The sequence below is a fragment of the Lysobacter antibioticus genome (genome assembly GCF_000731095.1).
GTDB classification, from domain to species: Bacteria; Pseudomonadota; Gammaproteobacteria; order Xanthomonadales; family Xanthomonadaceae; genus Lysobacter; species Lysobacter antibioticus_B.
In genome coordinates this window covers 42849-60137 of sequence record NZ_JMTZ01000022.1, presented here as the reverse complement: position 1 = coordinate 60137, position 17289 = coordinate 42849, and the positions used below count along the sequence as shown (strand labels likewise).

General features: G+C 68.2%; 12 protein-coding genes and 1 pseudogene. 6 read left to right on the top strand and 7 right to left on the bottom strand.

What is annotated here, in order from left to right:
- Positions 1-2 precede the first annotated feature (2 nt).
- Both EX88_RS0109105 and EX88_RS24445 read right to left on the bottom strand, forming a co-directional pair.
- On the bottom strand, positions 3-815 hold the full coding sequence (locus EX88_RS0109105; protein WP_031371691.1) for an isocitrate lyase/PEP mutase family protein: 813 nt from the start codon (positions 813-815) through the stop codon (positions 3-5).
- Between the two features lie 105 nt (positions 816-920).
- Entirely contained in the window at positions 921-1823 is a 903-nt protein-coding gene (locus tag EX88_RS24445; RefSeq protein WP_161786093.1) for a M28 family metallopeptidase, read from the bottom strand.
- Positions 1824-1962: 139 nt separating this feature from the next.
- Between EX88_RS24445 and EX88_RS0109095 the strand changes: the two genes are divergently transcribed.
- Positions 1963-2610, top strand: coding sequence for a response regulator (locus EX88_RS0109095; RefSeq protein ID WP_031371689.1), 648 nt, complete (start codon positions 1963-1965; stop codon positions 2608-2610).
- 291 nt (positions 2611-2901) lie between these two features.
- On the opposite strand, the pseudogene EX88_RS25855 reads toward EX88_RS0109095, so the two are convergent.
- Positions 2902-6332: pseudogene (locus tag EX88_RS25855) on the bottom strand (Rne/Rng family ribonuclease).
- A 495-nt stretch (positions 6333-6827) separates the two neighbouring features.
- Between EX88_RS25855 and EX88_RS0109085 the strand changes: the two are divergent.
- Positions 6828-7784 carry an RluA family pseudouridine synthase gene (locus tag EX88_RS0109085; RefSeq protein WP_031371688.1) on the top strand — a complete coding sequence of 319 codons (957 nt, stop codon included), beginning with the start codon at positions 6828-6830 and terminating at the stop codon, positions 7782-7784.
- 151 nt (positions 7785-7935) lie between these two features.
- Here the strand turns inward: EX88_RS0109085 and EX88_RS0109080 are convergent, their stop codons facing one another.
- Both EX88_RS0109080 and EX88_RS0109075 read right to left on the bottom strand, forming a co-directional pair.
- The gene (locus tag EX88_RS0109080; RefSeq protein ID WP_051884795.1) at positions 7936-8352 is read right to left on the bottom strand and encodes an energy transducer TonB; all 417 of its coding nucleotides are present in this window, start codon (positions 8350-8352) and stop codon (positions 7936-7938) included.
- Between the two features lie 7 nt (positions 8353-8359).
- Entirely contained in the window at positions 8360-8701 is a 342-nt protein-coding gene (locus tag EX88_RS0109075; RefSeq protein ID WP_031371686.1) for a 4a-hydroxytetrahydrobiopterin dehydratase, read from the bottom strand.
- A 143-nt stretch (positions 8702-8844) separates the two neighbouring features.
- Between EX88_RS0109075 and EX88_RS0109070 the strand changes: the two genes are divergently transcribed.
- Both EX88_RS0109070 and EX88_RS0109065 read left to right on the top strand, forming a co-directional pair.
- Positions 8845-9441 carry an NfuA family Fe-S biogenesis protein gene (locus EX88_RS0109070; protein ID WP_031371685.1) on the top strand — a complete coding sequence of 199 codons (597 nt, stop codon included), beginning with the start codon at positions 8845-8847 and terminating at the stop codon, positions 9439-9441.
- A gap of 19 nt (positions 9442-9460) precedes the next feature.
- Entirely contained in the window at positions 9461-11188 is a 1728-nt protein-coding gene (locus EX88_RS0109065; RefSeq protein WP_031371684.1) for a hypothetical protein, read from the top strand.
- Positions 11189-11371: 183 nt separating this feature from the next.
- Here the strand turns inward: EX88_RS0109065 and EX88_RS0109060 are convergent, their stop codons facing one another.
- Positions 11372-11827, bottom strand: a complete 456-nt coding sequence (locus tag EX88_RS0109060) for a c-type cytochrome (RefSeq protein WP_031371683.1) — start codon at positions 11825-11827, stop codon at positions 11372-11374.
- A gap of 8 nt (positions 11828-11835) precedes the next feature.
- On the bottom strand, positions 11836-12234 hold the full coding sequence (locus EX88_RS0109055; protein WP_031371682.1) for a c-type cytochrome: 399 nt from the start codon (positions 12232-12234) through the stop codon (positions 11836-11838).
- A 340-nt stretch (positions 12235-12574) separates the two neighbouring features.
- On the opposite strand from EX88_RS0109055, the gene EX88_RS0109050 reads away from it, so the two are divergent.
- Positions 12575-13723 (top strand): efflux RND transporter periplasmic adaptor subunit, encoded by a 1149-nt coding sequence (locus EX88_RS0109050; protein ID WP_031371681.1) that lies wholly within the window; start codon positions 12575-12577, stop codon positions 13721-13723.
- 68 nt (positions 13724-13791) lie between these two features.
- On the top strand, positions 13792-17289 hold the full coding sequence (locus EX88_RS0109045; RefSeq protein ID WP_051884793.1) for an efflux RND transporter permease subunit: 3498 nt from the start codon (positions 13792-13794) through the stop codon (positions 17287-17289).

The window sequence follows — 17289 nt, the reverse complement described above, 5'->3', positions numbered from 1 at the left end:
GCTCAGCGGTCGACGAACAGTGCGTTGAGTTGCGAGTAAGCCATGACGTCGGCGCCGAGCGGCGCCGAATCGCCGTCGCGCAGGAAACCACTGGCCAGCGCGCTGGTGCGCGCGAACATCGACTGCGAAATATCCGAGCCTGCGCTCAGCCGGCGCACGCCCCAGCGTTCCAGTTCGGCCGCGGGCGGCAAGGCCGGGCGGGCGAGCAAGTTCAAGGGCAGGCCGGCATCGGCGGCGATCGCGCGCACTTGCGCTTCCTCGGTCAGGCCGGGCACGAACAGGCCGTCGGCGCCGGCGGCGCGATAGCGTGCGGCGCGCGCCAGGGTCTCCTCGACGCGGCGCTCCGGCGGTGCCAGGCCGCGCAGGTACACGTCGGTGCGGGTGTTGACGAACAGGGCCACGCCGAGGCGTGCGCTGGCGCGCTTGATGTGTTCGATCTTCGCGCACAGCAGCTTGGGATCGCCGCCGCCGTCTTCGAGGTTGATACCGACCGCGCCGACGTCGATCAGGCCGGCCACGGTTTCGGCGACCGCGGCCGGATCGTCGGAATAGCCACCTTCGACATCGACGGTGAGCGGCACGCGGATGACGCGGACGATGTCGGCGACGGTGGCGACCAGACGCCGCACCGGCAGCAAGTCGCCGTCGGGATAACCGTGCGACCAGGCCACGCCGGCGCTGGTGGTGGCGACCGCCTTGGCGCCGAGGCTTTCGATCAGGCGCGCAGTGCCGGCGTCCCAGGCATTGGCGAGCAGCAGCAGGCCGTCGCGGTGCAGGCTGTGGAAGTGATCGGCTTGTTGGGCTTGTGCGCTCATGCGAAAGACTCCGAAAGAAAAAAGGCGAGAAGAGAGAGGCGAGGGCGTAAGAATCTCACGCCGCGCGCCCGCGGACTCGCTGTTTTCGGCTATTGACGTGATCGGTCAATTTTGAGCCGCATCCCACTGGCGGATCGCCCGTTCGACCGCGTCGACGCCGCGCGCGGTGGCGGCCGCGTCGATCTGTTCGACGGTGTCGTTGCTGCTGTGGATGACTTTGATGACCTTGGCCTGGGTCGCTGTTTTCTCGCCCTTGAAGAACGACAGGATCAACGGCACTTCTTCGTTGCCGATCAGCGAATACGACACCGCCGGCCAGCCGGCCTTGATGAAGGGCAAGTGGTCGCTCGGCGGATATTCGCGGCCGGCGGACAACTGCAGACCGGAGGCTTTCACCGCATCGCGGCTGGCGCCGACCAGGGCGCTGTCGGCATCGGGCGTCATCATCCACAAGGTGTCGCCCCAGCCGAATACGTCGAAATTGACGTACAGCGCGGGCTTTTCGCTGCCCTGGGCGATGTAGGCGCTGGAACCGAGCAGGCCGGCTTCTTCCAGGTCCCAGAACGCCACCGCGACGCGATGGTGGGCGAGCGGCTTGTGCTTGAAGCGTTCGGCCAGGGCCAGCACGGTGGCGCTGCCGGAAGCGTTGTCGGTCGCGCCGTGGCCTTCCTCGACCTGGTCGAAATGCGCGCCGAACAGCAGCAACGGCGCCGCGGCGGCGCCGGAGACTTCGGCGATCAGGTTCTGCCCTTGTTGCTTCTTCGCGGTTTCGAAGGCGACCGCTTTCCACTTCAGGCCCAGGCCATCCAGGCGCTTTTCGATCGGCGCGCGGCGGTTGCTGGCGCCGGCCTGCGACAGGCTGCGGACATCGCCGAGCCACGAGCCGGTCGCGCTGGCGGGCGTGCCGGCAACGGCAGCGGCTTCGCGTGCGCTCGCGGCGGCCATTGAAAGCAACAACAGGGATGTGACGACGGTTGTGACGATCGGCGAGAGTTTCTGAGAACGCATTGGGTCTTCTCGAGAGAGCGTTGGAGGGCCGGATGTGAAGCGCATTGTGCCCACTTTCACATTATGAATGCCTTGCACCGCACCATGGCGGCGCGTAGCCTCGTTGGCGTTGCAGGTCTGGGTCGTAGGGGAAGGGACAATGACTATCCGTGTATTCATCGTTGACGACCATGCGTTGGTCCGCACGGGCATGCGCATGATCCTGTCGGCGGAGACGGATATCGAAGTGCTCGGCGACGTCGAGAGCGGCGAAGAGGCCATGCCGCTGATCCGCAAGCTCAAGCCCGACGTGGTGCTGTGCGATCTGCACCTGCCCGGCGTGAGCGGGCTGGAAGTGACCGAGCGCATCGTCAAGGGCGACCACGGCACGCGCGTGATCATCGTATCGGTGCTGGAAGACGGGCCGATGCCGAAGCGTCTGCTCGAAGTCGGCGCATCCGGTTATGTCGGCAAGGGCGGCGATGCCAGCGAACTGCTGCGCGCCATCCGCGACGTCGCCCGCGGCAAGCGCTATCTGGCCAGCAACATCGCCCAGCATCTGGCGTTGTCGAACATCGACGGCGGCAATTCGCCGTTCGACGAGCTGTCGCCGCGCGAGTTGGAGATCGCCTTGCTGCTGGTCCAGGGTTTCCGCCAGGAAGAAATCGCCAAGCGCCTCAGCCTCAGCGCGAAGACGGTCAACACCCACAAGACCCGCTTGTTCGAGAAGCTGGCCATCACCGACAGCATCGCGCTGGCCCGCCTGGCCGCGCAGTACGGACTCGCCGATCCCGCGCATTCGCTGTAATGCGGCTGCGCCGGCGCTGAGTTCGCGCCGGCGTCGCTCCGGGGCGCGCGGCCCCGGTTGAAGCGGTCCGCCGCTGCATGAATGCGCTGTCGCTCCGGCTCGAACGAGCCCGGTTGCCCACGCCGTCGATTCACAACCCAGGCCTGATGTCCCGGGGCGCTGACCGGTGCGTGTCGGCAAGTGCGAGCTAGTAGCGCCGCCAATGCGACGCGCAAAAAGAAACCGGCCGCATCAGCGGCCGGTTTCTTGGTGGTTACCTACCGGATTACGGCCCGGCCGGAGCGTTGCCGGTCAGGCGCGACGCTCGTCGTCGGACGACCCGTCGGTGGCATCCTGCTCGCCTTCGACGGCGGCATTGGCCGCGTCGGTGCGGGCCGGTTCGGCCGGATGGGGCAGGGCATCGAACAGGCCAGCGGTGCGCGGCGTCGTTGCCGGCGCCGCGTTGCCGGCGTCGGCCTGGGCCGGTTCGACCGGAGCAGTTTCGACTGAGGCAGTTTCGACTGGAGCAGCTTCGACCGAAGCGGCTTCAGCGGCAGCGGCCTTCGGCTCGACCCGTACCGGCGGGGCCACCGGCTCGATCACGGTCGATTCGACCGGGGTCTGCTCGATCACGGCCTGTTCGACGAGGGTGTCCTCGACGCGGGTCTCTTCGACCAGGGCCGAAGTCGGCTCGACGACCGGTTCGACGTCCTCGTTGCGCGGCGCCGCAGCCTGCAGGGCGGGCTGTTGCAGGGCAGGCTGCGCCTGTTCGATCGCGGCGACGGCGCTCTGCGCAGGCGTGACGATTTCGGCAGGCACCGCCACCGCTTCCTCGGGCAGGCGGGTGATGACCGGCATCGCCGCTTCCAGCACGGGCTCAGCGACGTGTTCGTTCACGACCGGCTCGGCGGCGACATAGGCGTTGCGCGAGGGCTCGACCCGGACCGACTCGATCTGCGGCTGCGTGGACGACGGCTCGCTGGCGGCGGGCTCGCCGACCGCAGGCTGGGCTTCGTGGCCGAGGTTCGCGAACGAAGCCTTCGGCTCGGCCGCCGTTTCCGGGGCCGGGCTGTAGACGCGGCTGGCGGCGACGGCGGCAACCGCTGCGGGTGCAGCGACTGCGGCAGCAGCGGGTGCCGTGGATTGGGCGCGCGGCGCCGGTGCGCTGCCTTCGTCGTCGAAGTCGAACTCGGGCTGCGAACGGTTCGCCGCGGCCGGGGCCGCTGCGGGTTCGCCGCCGATCTCGTCTTCGTCGTCGAATGCGTTCTCGTCCTGGCCCTGACCTTCGCCACCGGCAGCGGCTTCACCGTTGCCACGACGACGGCGACGGCCACCGCGGCGGCCACGACGGCGACGGCCGCCGCCTTCGCCTGCGGCTTCGTCGGTGTCGCGCGGCTCGCTGCCGGCATTGTCGACGGCGACGGCCGCGACAGCGACTTCGGTCTTCAGTGCGGTCTCGTCGCTGACGCTCGGCACGGCCGGCACGGCGATGGGAGCGCCGGCGCTGGCCGATGCGGCGGCCACGGCGGCCGGCACGATCGCCGCGGCGCTGACGGCTTCAGCCGGAGCCGGAGCGTCCTGGCGCGGCGGCCTGGGTTCGCGCGGCGGACGCGGGGTCCCGCCGGCGGCCTGGGCGGCGCGCTCGTCGTTCTGCGGCTTGGGCGGCTTGGGCTGTTGCGCCTGCTGCGGTTGCTGCGGCTTGGGCTGCTGCTGCGCTTGCGGCTGCTTCTGCTTGGGCGGCTGCTGGGCGGCCTGCGGCTGGGCGTTCTGCGCCGGCTTGTCGCGACGCTGCTCGTCGCGTGCTGGGCGGCCTGCGGCTGGGCGTTCTGCGCCGGCTTGTCGCGACGCTGCTCGTCGCGACGCGGTTCATCGCGGCGCTGCTGCTCGTCGCGGCGACCGCCGTCGCGTCCTCCCTTGCCGGCGTTGTTGCGGTTCTCGCCACGGCGCTGGCCGTTGCGGTCGTTGCGGCCGCGGCCTTCCGAACTGCGCGCGGCCGGTTCGGCCGGGGCCGGAGCGGGCTGCGAGGGGCCGCGGAAGATGCGCAGGATGCGCTCGACCAGACCGACCGAATGGGTCGGCGCGGCGACCGGCGCCGGTGCCGGGGCGGGAGCCGCGGCCACGGCGGGCTCGCGGGGTTCGCGCAGCGGCGCCGGTTGCAGCGGCTTGACGTTGGTGACGATCGGCGCATCCGGAATGTTCAGATGGGCCTTGGTCAGCGCATGCAGCGGCAGCTTGCGCTGGGTGCCGCGCTGGTAGCTGGGCTTGGAGGACTCTTCGCCGATCTCGTTTTCGCGCACACGGGTGACTTCGTAATGCGGGGTCTCGAGCTGCTCGTCGGCGACGATCACGATCGGCGCGCCGTGGCGCTGTTCGATCTCGGTCAGCGCGCGGCGCTTCTCGTTGAGCAGGTAATTGGCGATCTCGGTCGGGGCCTGCACCAGCACCTGTCCGGTGTTCTCCTTCATCGCATGCTCTTCGGCGATGCGCAGGATCGACAGCGACATCGACTCGACGCTGCGCATACGGCCGTGGCCGTCGCAACGCGGGCAGACCAACTGGCTGGACTCGCCGAGCGACGGACGCAGGCGCTGGCGGCTCAGTTCGAGCAGGCCGAAGCGCGAGATGCGGCCGATCTGAACGCGGGCGCGGTCCTGCTTGAGGGCGTTCTGCAGGCGGTTCTCAACGTCGCGCTGATGGCGGTTGGAGGCCATGTCGATGAAGTCGATGACCACCAGGCCGCCGAGGTCGCGCAGGCGCATCTGGCGCGCGACTTCCTCGGCCGCTTCCAGGTTGGTGTTGAACGCGGTTTCCTCGATGTCGCCGCCCTTGGTCGCGCGCGCCGAGTTGACGTCGATCGCGGTCAGGGCTTCGGTCTGGTCGATCACCAGGGCGCCGCCGGAGGGCAGGCGGACGGTGCGCTCGTAGGCGTTCTCGATCTGCGACTCGATCTGGAAGCGGTTGAACAGCGGGGTGTCGTCGGCGTACTTCTTCAGCTTGCGCAGGTTGTGCGGCATGACCTGCTCGACGAACTCGCGCGCTTCGGCGTACATCTCGTCGGTATCGACCAGGATCTCGCCGATGTCCGGACGCATGTAGTCGCGCAGGGCGCGGATGATCAGGCGCGATTCCTGGTAGATCAGGAACGGGGCCTGCTTGCTCAGGGCGGCGTCGGTGACGGCCTTCCAGACGCTGACCAGGTAATCCAGGTCCCACTGCAGTTCTTCGGCATCGCGGCCGACGCCGGCGGTGCGGATGATCACCCCCATGTCGTCGGGGATGGTCAGCTTGTCCATCGCGTCCTTGAGCGCGGCGCGGTCCTCGCCTTCGATCCGGCGCGAGACGCCGCCGGCGGTCGGGGAGTTGGGCATCAGCACCATGTAGCGGCCGGCCAGGGAGATGAAGCTGGTCAGGGCGGCGCCCTTGTTGCCGCGCTCTTCCTTGTCGACCTGGACGACGATTTCCTGGCCTTCGCGCAACAGCTCGCGCAAGCCGGCCTTGTTATGGTCGACCCCGGGCTGGAAATAGTCGCGGGAGATTTCCTTCAGCGGCAGGAAGCCGTGGCGGTCGGCGCCGTAGTCGACGAACGCCGCTTCCAGCGAAGGTTCGAGCCGAGTGATGCGGCCCTTGTAAATGTTGGACTTCTTCTGTTCCTTCGACGGCTGTTCGATATCGATGTCGTACAGGGATTGGCCGTCGACGATGGCGACGCGCAGTTCTTCCGCCTGCGTCGCATTGATCAGCATGCGCTTCATTGTTGCGTTCCTCGCGCGCTCTACCGCGCGGAACGCCATGGCGTTTCGCTATCTGGGAACTGAGACTTCGCCGTCGCGATCGTCGGCCGCAGCGAATGCGGGCCGCCCGCGCGCCGGCGAGGTCTCCACTACCAGCGCTACATCACCACGGCACGCCGCGGGAGCGCTTCTTACCTACTCGGTTCTTTCGGGGCCGGCGACGCGAACGTCGCTCGGGGCGGGCGGCGGCGCGTCAAGCGGAGTGCTTGGGCGCCGCACGGGTGTTCATCTCGACGGTTTGACCCATCGGGCGCTGGCCGGTTCCGCCGGTCCGTCGCTGCTAACATGGCTACCCCGTGGGCAGTGGTTAGACGCGGACCGGAATCGCGGGAGGGGCTTTCGGCCCCGTACCGAACCGCACGCTTGTCAGGCGACGCGGTCGGGTACAACTCCCAGCGAAATCAAAACCTTATCTCGCGTCGCGAGTGTAACAGATAACGCTTCGGGATGACCCAGACAGCAAACTCCGGTAACACCGGCGCACGGACGGTGCGTGTACCCGAAGATCGTGAAGGTCAACGGCTCGACAATTTCCTCCTGGGCCAACTCAAAGGTGCGCCCAGGTCCTTGATCTACAAGCTCGTGCGCTCCGGCCAGGTGCGCGTGAACGGCGGCCGCGCCAAGGCCGAGCGCAAGCTCGAGGCCGGCGACGAGGTGCGCATTCCGCCGGTTCGTCTCAGCGAACAGGGCGACAAGCCGACCCCGCCGAAGGGGTTCATGGACGCCCTCGACGCGGCGATCGTGTTCGAGGACGCGCGCCTGCTCGCCCTGAACAAGCCCTCCGGGGTCGCCAGCCACGGCGGCAGCGGGATCAGTTTCGGCGCCATCGAGACCCTGCGCGCGCTGCGCCCGGGTCAGACCCTGGAGCTGGTGCACCGGCTCGACCGCGACACCTCCGGGCTGCTGATCGTGGCCAAGAAGCGTTCGGCGCTGACCGAGATGCAGGCCTTGATGCGCGAAGAGGGCGGGATCGCCAAGCGCTATCTGGCGCTGCTGACCGGGCGCATGCCCGAGGGCGTGATGAGCGTGGACGCGGCCCTGCACATCGGCCTGCGCCAGGGCGGCGAGCGCCATGTCCAGGTGCACCGCGACGGAAAGCCGTCGCTGAGCCACTTCAAAGTGCTGGAACGGCGCGGCGGGCAATCGTATTGCGAGGTGCGGATCGAAACCGGCCGCACCCACCAGATCCGCGTGCATGCCCAGCACATCGGCCATCCGGTCGCCGGCGACGACAAGTACGGCGAAGTCGAGGCCAACAAGCGCCTGCGCGAGCAGGCCGGTCTCAAGCGCCTGTTCCTGCACGCCTCGACCCTGGAGTTCGCCCTCGACGGCGGCCGCGAGCCGTATCTGCTCAACGCGCCGCTGGCTCCGGAGCTGGTCGAAGTGCTGGATCGCCTGGGCTGAGCCGAAGTCCCCGCGCAGTCGCTGCCTGCGGGGAGCGGTACGGGGATCAGGCTTCGGTACCGGGCGCTCCGGCCTGATGCGGCGGCTCCGAACGAACAACGCCGGCTCAGGCCGGCGTTGTCGTCTGGCTGGATTTACTGCGCCAGTGGCCTCAGCCGCAATGCTCCGGGCGTGTCGCCGGCGAGTGGAAGGTCACCGGAACCTGGATGTCGGTGGACACCGGCTTGCCGTTGCGGGTCGCGGCTTCGAAGCGCCAACGCTGCACGCCCTTGATCGCGGCCTGGTCCAGCGCCGGGGTGCGGCTGCTTTCGAGCACGTCGACTTTCTTCGGCTTGCCGTCCGGGCCGACGCTGAGCTGCAGCACGACCTTGCCGCCGATCTGGTCGCAACCGATCTCCTGCGGGTAATCCGGCGGCGGCGTGTCGACCGCGCGCAGCGGCGTGGATGGAATGATCGGCGCATCCGCGGCGCGTTCGCCGCAGCCGGCGGCGACCAGAGCGAGCAGAGCGGCGCCGATTACCGGGAGCAGACGCGGCGAGAGGCGGGAGTTGCTGCGGATTGGGTTCATGGCGGGATCAACCGGTCAGAGCGTCGGCCTTGGCCGCGCAGATGAAGTCGTTCTCGCTCAGGCCACCGACATCGTGGGTCGAATACCGCACCACACAACGGTCGTAGTGGACGCCGAGATCGGGATGATGGTCTTCGCGATTGGCCATGAAGGCCAGGGCGTTCACGAAAGCCATCGTTCGATAATAGTCGTCGAAACGGAAGGTCCGGGTGAGGGCATGTCCGTCTTCGGCGAGCTCCCAGCCCGGCACCTCGGGCAGCAGTTCGCGGACCCGGGCTTCGCTGAGCCGGTGCTCGCTGCCGCGGCGGGCGATGCAATGAGCCTGAGAAAGCGGGATGAGATCGTTCATGCTGCGGACTCCTGGCGGCCCGGCGATGGCGCCGCGGCGTTGTTTCTGCGCCGCGACCGCCTTCCATGAACGGAATCGTATCGCCGACGGTCGTAGGATGCATGCACGGCTTCATGCCGTGCTGACCCCGTTAGAATAGCCCGATGATCAATATTTCCGAATCCGCGCAAACCCACTTCCGCAAACTCCTCGAGCGCGAGGCCCTGCCGGGGCTCGGAGTGCGGCTGTCGGCGGTGCATCCGGGCACGCCGCGCGCCGACGTGCGCCTGGAGTTCGCCGAACCGGCCGATCTGGCCGGCGACGAATGGGCGGTGGATTGCGAGGGCTTCACCCTGTGGCTGCGCGCCGACAGCGTGCAGTACCTGGACGGCGCGGAGATCGATTACGAGGTCAAGGCCACCGGCGGCCAGTTGCAGATCCGCGCGCCCAAGATCAAGGGCGAGGCGCCGACCGATTCGGCCTCGCTGGTCGAGCGGGTGCGCTGGGTGGTCGAACACGAGGTCAACCCGCAGCTCGCCCAGCACCGCGGCCATGTCTCGGTGCAGGAAGTGACCGCCGACGGCGTGGTCGTGCTGCGCTTCGGCGGCGGCTGCCACGGTTGCGGCATGGCCGACGTGACCCTCAAGCAGGGCATCGAAACCACCTTGATGACCAAGGTGCCGGGCGTGACCGCGGTACGCGACGCCACCGATCACGAGACCGGTGACGCGCCGTACATCCCTCGAGACACCGCCGCCTGATTCCGGCGCGGCGCAGCCTATGCCCACCGCCGCCTCCGTCATCGAAGCACTGCAACGCCGGTTGCGGCTTTCCATGCGGCGCGATTCGCCCCCGCCGGGCGAATTCCCGGCGGGCTGGCAAAGCTGGCTGGAGTCGTTGCAGGAATGCAGCGGCGCGGTAACCGGCGCGACTTCGGACGCGTTGGTCGCGGTGATCGCGCAGCGGCCCTTGGCGCAACCGCCGCCGCGCGCGGCCATGCTCAACCGTTGGCAGGCCTTCGCGACTCTGTGGCGTCAGCAATGGCAACCGCCGGAGCGCGAGGAGCGCTGGCTGCGCTGGATCGCCGGCGCGTTCTCGCTGGTCTGGCATATCTTCGTCGCCGGCCTGCTGATCTGGCTGATGTATCTGCAGTTCTTCGCCACCCGGCCGCCGCCGGAAGGCGAGAACGTCACCATGATCGAATACATCGGCGAGGGCACGCCGAAGGAACCCGGCGGCGGCTCGCAGCAGCCGAGCGACCAGCCGCAGGCCGAGACACCGCAAGCGCAACAGCCCACCCAGCAACAGCCGGCCCCGGCCGAGCCTTCGCCGCCGCAACTGGCGGCGGATGCGCCCTTGCCGACCCCGGAACTGCAGGCGACCTTGCCCGAGGTGCCGCAGCGCGACGTGCCCGAACCGCAACTGCCGGCGCCGACCGTCGAGCAACCGGTGATGGTCAGCAAGGAAGTGCCGGATTCGCCGCAGATCTTCGTGTTGCCGCCGACGCGTCGCCGCCTCGACGACATCCCGCGCGTGCCGCAACTCGAAGCCAAGACCCAGCCGGTGCCGTCGCTCGACGTGCCGGCGCCGGTGCAGCCGATCGCGCGCGAATTGCCGCAGCGCGAGATCGCCGCGCCGAGCATCGCGGTGCAGCCGCGCGAAGTGAGCGTGCGCGACGTGCCTGCGCCGCTGTCGCGGGTGCCGGTGCGCGAGTTGCCGACGCCATCGATCGCGGCGCCGCAGCTGCGTTCGACCGCGCCGCAGGTGCGCATCGCCGACATCCCCACGCCGTCCGCGGCCGCCTCGACCGCGCCGTCGCCGAGCACCGCGCCGGCTGCGCCGCCGTTTCCGGCCTCTGCTGCGACCGCCACCAGCGCGCCGGCAAGCGCGTCCAGCTCCAACGTGTCCAGTTCCAAGCCCGCCGCCTCGAGTTCGGCCCCGGCCGCGAGTTCGAGCCCGCCGGCGGCGACCGCCGGCGCCGGCCCGAAACCGACGCCCGCGCCCGGGACCTGGTCGTCGCCGAAGCGCGGCGACGATTGGGGCGATTCCACCCGCAACCAGCCCGGCGGTCAGCGCGGCGACACGCCGGGCCTGTACAACAGCGACGGCAGCGTGCGTCTGGCCGATGCGCCGGGCTCGGCTTCGCCGGGCAAACCGCCGGGCACGATCACCGCCGAGATCAAGGACCTCGACCGCGCCGGCACCTGGTTGCGGCGCAAGCCCACCGATTACGAGCCGACCGCGCTCGACAAGTACTGGCGCCCGAACGAGACCCTGCTGGCCGAGTGGGTCCGGCGCAGCGTGCAGACGGTGATGATTCCGATCCCGGGCAGCAAGGGCAAAAGCATCCAGTGTTCGGTCGCCCTGCTGATGCTCGGCGGCAGTTGCGGGATCAACGACCCGAACCTCAACGAACAACCGGCCACCGCGCGCCCGCCGCCGGATATCCCGTTCAAGCCGCATCTGCAGGAAGACAACGGCAGCGTGCGGCCGCCGCCGGGCGGGTGAAGGCGGTCGCTGGATTGGATGCCTGGTTCCAGAGGGCTGGGCTGCGCTAGTTGTCGCGGTAGCGCAGTTCGCCAGGGCTGCGGGCCGCAGCGGCTCTTTCGCAAATGCCGCCGCAAACGAAAACGGCCCGCTGATGCGGGCCGTTTGTGTCTGATCGACTGCGCGGCGAGGCCGCGCGACGGCTCAGTGGATGCCGTGCAGGTCGCGCAGTTGGCTTTTCTGGCGCGAACCGAAGTAGGCGGAGAGATCGGCGATCTGTTGATCGTTCAGATCCTTGGCCTGGCTCGACATCAGCGGGTGCTCGCGGTCGCCATCGCGGTACATCTGCAGCGAGTGCGCGATGTAATCGTGGTACTGGCCGGCGAGCTTCGGGTAGGTCGGGTCGATCGGCGCATTGCCTTCGGCGCCGTGGCAGTCGACGCAGGACTGGCCGGTGGCCTTGCCCTTGACGCTGGCGAGCTTCTCGCCCGCGGCGACGTTGCCGGCCGGCAGGCCCGCCGACGACGAAGTATGGCCGGCGTCGCGGTCGGCCGAAGAATGGCCGGCCGGGACTTCACCGCCCTGCGAGCAGGCGGCGAGGGTCAGGACCGAGAACAGGGCGATGGCGAGGCCGCTCTTGAAGAAGCTGGAGTTCGTCATGGGGCGGCTCACTTGGCGCTGGAAAGGAAGGCGGCGATATCGGCGATGTCCTGGTCAGAGAAGCTCTGAGCCTGGGCCTGCATCGTCGGGTGCTTGCGCGTGCCTTTCTTGTATTCGGTCAGCGCATTCGTCAGGTATTCCGGCGACTGCCCGACGATCTTGGGAACGTGATAGTTCGGGTACGCGTTCTTGTAGCCGGTGACGCCGTGGCAGCCCTGGCAGGTATAGGTCAGTTGGCGGCCGGTCTCGGCACTGCCCTTGATGGCCGGCGCGGCGGCCGGAGTGGCCGAGGGCGCCGGAATGGCGGCGGCGGCGGTGGGGGCCGGCGCCTTGGCGGGTTCCTCGGCGTGCGCCGTCATGGCGGCCAGGGTCAGGGCAAAGCAGGCGGCGGTCATCAGCGGTCGCATCATGTCTAGTCCGCAATCTCGAATGGCTAGCGAAAGGTGGTGGCTGGCTGTGCAGGGCCGGAGCCGCGCATAAGTCGGCGAGTATAGCCGGCCATGCGACTGCAACGAAGTCGTCCTTGAGCGCATCCATACTCGGCGGGTGGCGCTGGCGCGCCGCCCGAGGCCGCCGCAGGCGCGCGATCGGCATCGCTCGCGCTAACCGTGCCTCAGAATAAATGCATGGCTCCAGTCACCATTACCTTCGGCGGATGGTGGTTTTCAGGGCCGGTGATATACCTATATACAACACCGGCATACGACCGGTAACCGACGAAAAAACTAGAGCTTGGGGTCGTCTCGAATGCGTCAACTCACCAATATCCGCAAGAGCGGTCCGGCAATGGGCGGCACGGTGGCAGTCGCCGCCCTGGCCCTGGCCTGTGTGCTCGGCCTGTCGGCCTGCAAGGGCGGCGCCGGCGCTGCGGAAGCGCAGGCCAAGGAAGCCAAGGACAAAGCATCGGAAGCGGTTCCGGTCGAGGTCGCCCAGGCGACGCGGCGCGCGATCGCGGCCAGCTACACCGGTACTGCGCCGCTGGAGGCGCGGGCCGAATCACAGGTGGTGGCCAAGACCTCGGGCGTGGCGCTCGCGGTGATGGTCGAGGAAGGCCAGCACGTGCAGGCCGGCCAAATCCTGGTCCGGCTCGACTCGGCGCGCGCCGAGCTGCAGGCCGCCCAGACCAACGCCACCATGCGCAAGCTCGAGGCCAACTACGCCCGCTCCAAGCAACTGGCCGAACAACGCCTGCTCAGCGCCAACGACAACGACCAACTGCGCTACGACCTGGAGAACGCCCGCGCCGCCAATCGCATGGCGAACCTGGAGTTGTCCTACGCCAAGGTCGAAGCGCCGATCTCGGGCATCGTCGCCTCGCGTTCGATCAAGACCGGCAACTTCGTCCAGATCAACTCGCCGATCATCCGCATCGTCGACACCTCGCGCCTGGAGGCCACGCTCAACGTGCCCGAGCGCGAGCTGGCCACGCTGAAAGCGGGCTTGCCGGTGCAGATGCAGGTCGATGCCATGCCCGGCAAGGTCTTCACCGGCACGGTCGACCGCGTCGCCCCGGTGGTCGATTCCGGCAGTGGCACGTTCCGGGTGATCTGCGCCTTCGAAGGCGGCGGCACGCTGCAGCCCGGCATGTTCGGCCGCCTGCGCATCGATTACGACAATCGTGCCGACGCGCTGGTCGTGCCGCGTGCGGCGCTGCTCGACGACGAGGGCGACCCGGCGGTGTTCGTGGTGCGCGGCAAGAAGGTCGCGCGCGTCCCGGTCAAGCTGGGCTATCTCGACGGCGCCTGGGCCGAGGTCCGCAACGGCCTCAAGCTCGGCGACCAGGTCGTGGTCGCGGGCAAGACCGCGTTGCGCGAAGGCACCGAGGTGCAGTTGATCAATACGGCCCAGCCCAAGGCCGTCGCCAGCGCCGCCACCGGCCCCGCTGCCAAGCAGTAAGCCGGCGCGGCCGCAGCCCGACGCGACCGCTGCGGTCGCGTCGTTCGCAACCTTTATGAACGTGGGGACTGACTGTGGCTCAGCCTTCGGACACGACGTCCTTCAACTTGGTGGAGTTTTCCACCCGCCGCCGCGTCACCGTGGCGATGGTGACGATCACTTTCCTGCTGTTCGGCCTGATTGCGCTGAACAGCCTCAAGGTCAACCTGCTGCCGGATCTGAGTTATCCGACCTTGACCGTGCGCACCGAGTACACCGGCGCGGCGCCGACCGAAATCGAAACCCTGATCTCCGAACCGCTGGAAGAGGCGGTCGGCGTGGTCAAGGGCTTGCGCAAGCTCAAGTCGGTCTCGCGCACCGGCCAGAGCGACGTCGTGCTCGAGTTCGCCTGGGGCACCGACATGGACCAGGCCAGCCTGGAGGTGCGCGACAAGATGGAAATCGTGCAGTTGCCGCTGGAAGCCAAGAAGCCGGTGCTGCTGCGTTTCAATCCCTCGACCGAGCCGATCCTGCGCATCGCGCTGTCCAATAAGAATGGCGCCAAGGCCGGCGACAGCGAGGCGATCCGTCAGCTGACGGCACTGCGCCGCTACGCCGACGACGACCTGAAGAAAAAGCTCGAACCGGTCGACGGTGTCGCCGCGGTCAAGGTCGGCGGCGGTCTCGAGGACGAGATCCAGGTCGATATCGACCAGCAGAAGATTTCCCAGCTCAACCTGCCGATCGACACCGTCATCCAGCGCCTGAAGCAGGAAAACATCAACATTTCCGGCGGGCGCCTGGAAGAGGGCGCGCAGCGCTATCTGGTGCGCACCGTCAACGAATTCGCCAGCGTGCCGGAAATCCGCGAGATGCTGGTGACCACGCAGAAGGCCGGCGGCAATGCCGCGGCCGACGCCGCCGCGGAAATGGCGCGCGTGGCCGCGGCTTCCGGTTCGGCCGACGCGATGGCAGCGGCGGCTTCGGTGCAGAGCGCGTCCTCGGGCGAGCAGAGCACCGCGGCCGGCGGCAAGCCGGTGCGTCTGAAGGACATCGCCGAGGTCCGCCAGAGCTTCAAGGAGCGCGAGGCGATCATCCGCCTGGGAGGCACCGAAGCGGTCGAACTGGCGATCTACAAGGAAGGCGACGCCAACACCGTCGCCACCGCCGACGCGATCCAGGAACGCCTGAAGCAGATCAAGGAGCAGATTCCGCCGGACGTGGAACTGACCACGATCGACGACCAGTCGCAGTTCATCCGCCACGCCATCGCCGACGTCAAGAAAGATGCGGTGATCGGCGGTTTCCTGGCGGTCTTGATCATCTTTCTGTTCCTGCGCGACGGCTGGAGCACCTTCGTGATCGGCCTGTCGCTGCCGGTCTCGATCATCGCCACGTTCTTCTTCATGGATCGCCTGGGGCTGAGCCTCAACGTGATGTCGCTGGGCGGCCTGGCGTTGGCCACCGGCCTGGTGGTGGACGATTCGATCGTCGTATTGGAGAGCATCGCCAAGGCGCGCGAACGCGGGCTCGGCATTCTCGAAGCGGCCGTCACCGGTACCCGCGAGGTCAGCATGGCGGTGGTCGCCTCGACCCTGACCACGATCGCGGTGTTCCTGCCGCTGGTGTTCGTCGAAGGCATCGCCGGCCAGTTGTTCCGCGACCAGGCCTTGACCGTGGCTTTGGCGATCGGCATCTCGTTGATCGTATCGATGACCCTGATCCCGATGCTGAGTGCATTGCGTGGCCGGCCGACGCTAGGCTTCCAGGAAGAAGCGCCGCATCCGCGCTGGCAGCCGCGCAACCGGTTGCTGAAGGTGCTGGCGTGGCCGCCTTATGCGATCGCTACGGCGGTGCGCGGGACCTTCTTCGGCATCGCCTGGGCGGTGACGCGCGTTTGGCGCGTCCTCGGTGCGGTGGTCGGGCCGGTCATGGGCAAGGCCAGCGATCTGGCGATGGCGCCTTACGAGCGCGCCGAACGCGGCTATCTGAAGCTGTTGCCGGCGGCGATGGGCCATCGGGTGCTGGTGCTCGGCCTGGCCGGCGCGGCCTTCGTGGCGACTCTGGCGGCGGTGCCGCTGCTCGGCGCCGACCTGATTCCGCAGTTGGCCCAGGACCGCTTCGACATGACCGTCAAGCTGCCGCCGGGCACGCCCTTGCGCGAGACCGACCGGCTGGTGCGCGAAATCCAGGAGAAGCACGCCAAGGACCCGGGTATCCACGCCTGGTTCGGCGTCAGCGGCAGCGGTACGCGCCTGGACGCCAACCCGACCGAGAGCGGCGAGAACATCGGCAAGATCACCGTGGTGATGGCCGACGGCGGCAGCAAGGAGATCGAAGCCGAAGAAACCGAGCGCCTGCGCCGCACCATGCAGGGCCATCCCGGCGCGCAGGTCGACTTCGCACGGCCGCAGCTCTTCAGCTTCTCCACGCCGCTGGAAATCGAGTTGCGCGGCCAGGACCTGGAAACCATTCAGCGCGCCGGCCAGCACATGGCCAAGTTGTTGCGCGGCAGCCCGCATTTCGCCGACGTCAAATCTACGGTCGAACAGGGCTTCCCGGAGATCCAGATCCGTTTCGACCAGGACCGCGCCGGCGCGTTCGGCCTGGCCACCCGCGATATCGCCGACGTGGTGGTGAAGAAAGTGCGCGGCGACGTCGCCACGCGCTACAGCTTCCGCGACCGCAAGATCGACGTGCTGGTGCGCGCCCGCGAGTCCGACCGCGCCTCGATCGATAGCATCCGGCGCCTGATCGTCAATCCCGGCAGCAACCGCCCGGTGACCCTGGAGTCGGTGGCCGACGTCGTCGCCACCAGCGGTCCCAGCGAGATCCACCGTGCCGATCAGGTGCGCGTGGCGATCGTGTCCTCGAACCTGCGCGATATCGACCTCGGCGGCGCCATTGCCGAAGTACAGAAGCTGGTCCGCGAGCAACCGCTGAGCGCGGAAGTGCGCATGCACATCGGCGGCCAGGGCGAGGAACTGCAGCAGTCGATCAACTCGCTGTTGTTCGCGTTCGGTCTGGCGATCTTCCTGGTGTATCTGGTCATGGCGTCGCAGTTCGAGTCGCTGCTGCATCCGTTCGTGATCTTGTTCACCATCCCGCTGGCCCTGGTCGGCGCCGTGCTGGCGCTGCTGCTGACCCGTTCGGCGGTGTCGGTGGTGGTGTTCATCGGCTTGATCCTGCTGGTCGGCCTGGTGGTGAAGAACGCGATCATCCTGATCGACAAGGTCAACCAGTTGCGCGAGCACGGCATGCCCAAGCGCGAGGCCCTGATCGAGGGCGCGCGCTCGCGACTGCGCCCCATCATCATGACCACCCTGTGCACCTTGTTCGGTTTCCTGCCGCTGGCGATCGCCACCGGCGAGGGCGCCGAAGTGCGCTCGCCGATGGCGATCACGGTGATCGGCGGCCTGCTGGTATCGACCCTGTTGACCCTGGTGGTGATCCCGGTGGTCTACGACCTGCTCGACCGCCGCGGCGACGAGTATTACCGCAACCGCGTGCGCAAGGCCGAGCGCGAAGCCAGAGTGGCCGCCGACAAGATCGGCCACGACAACGATCCGCTGGCAGAGGCGCATTGA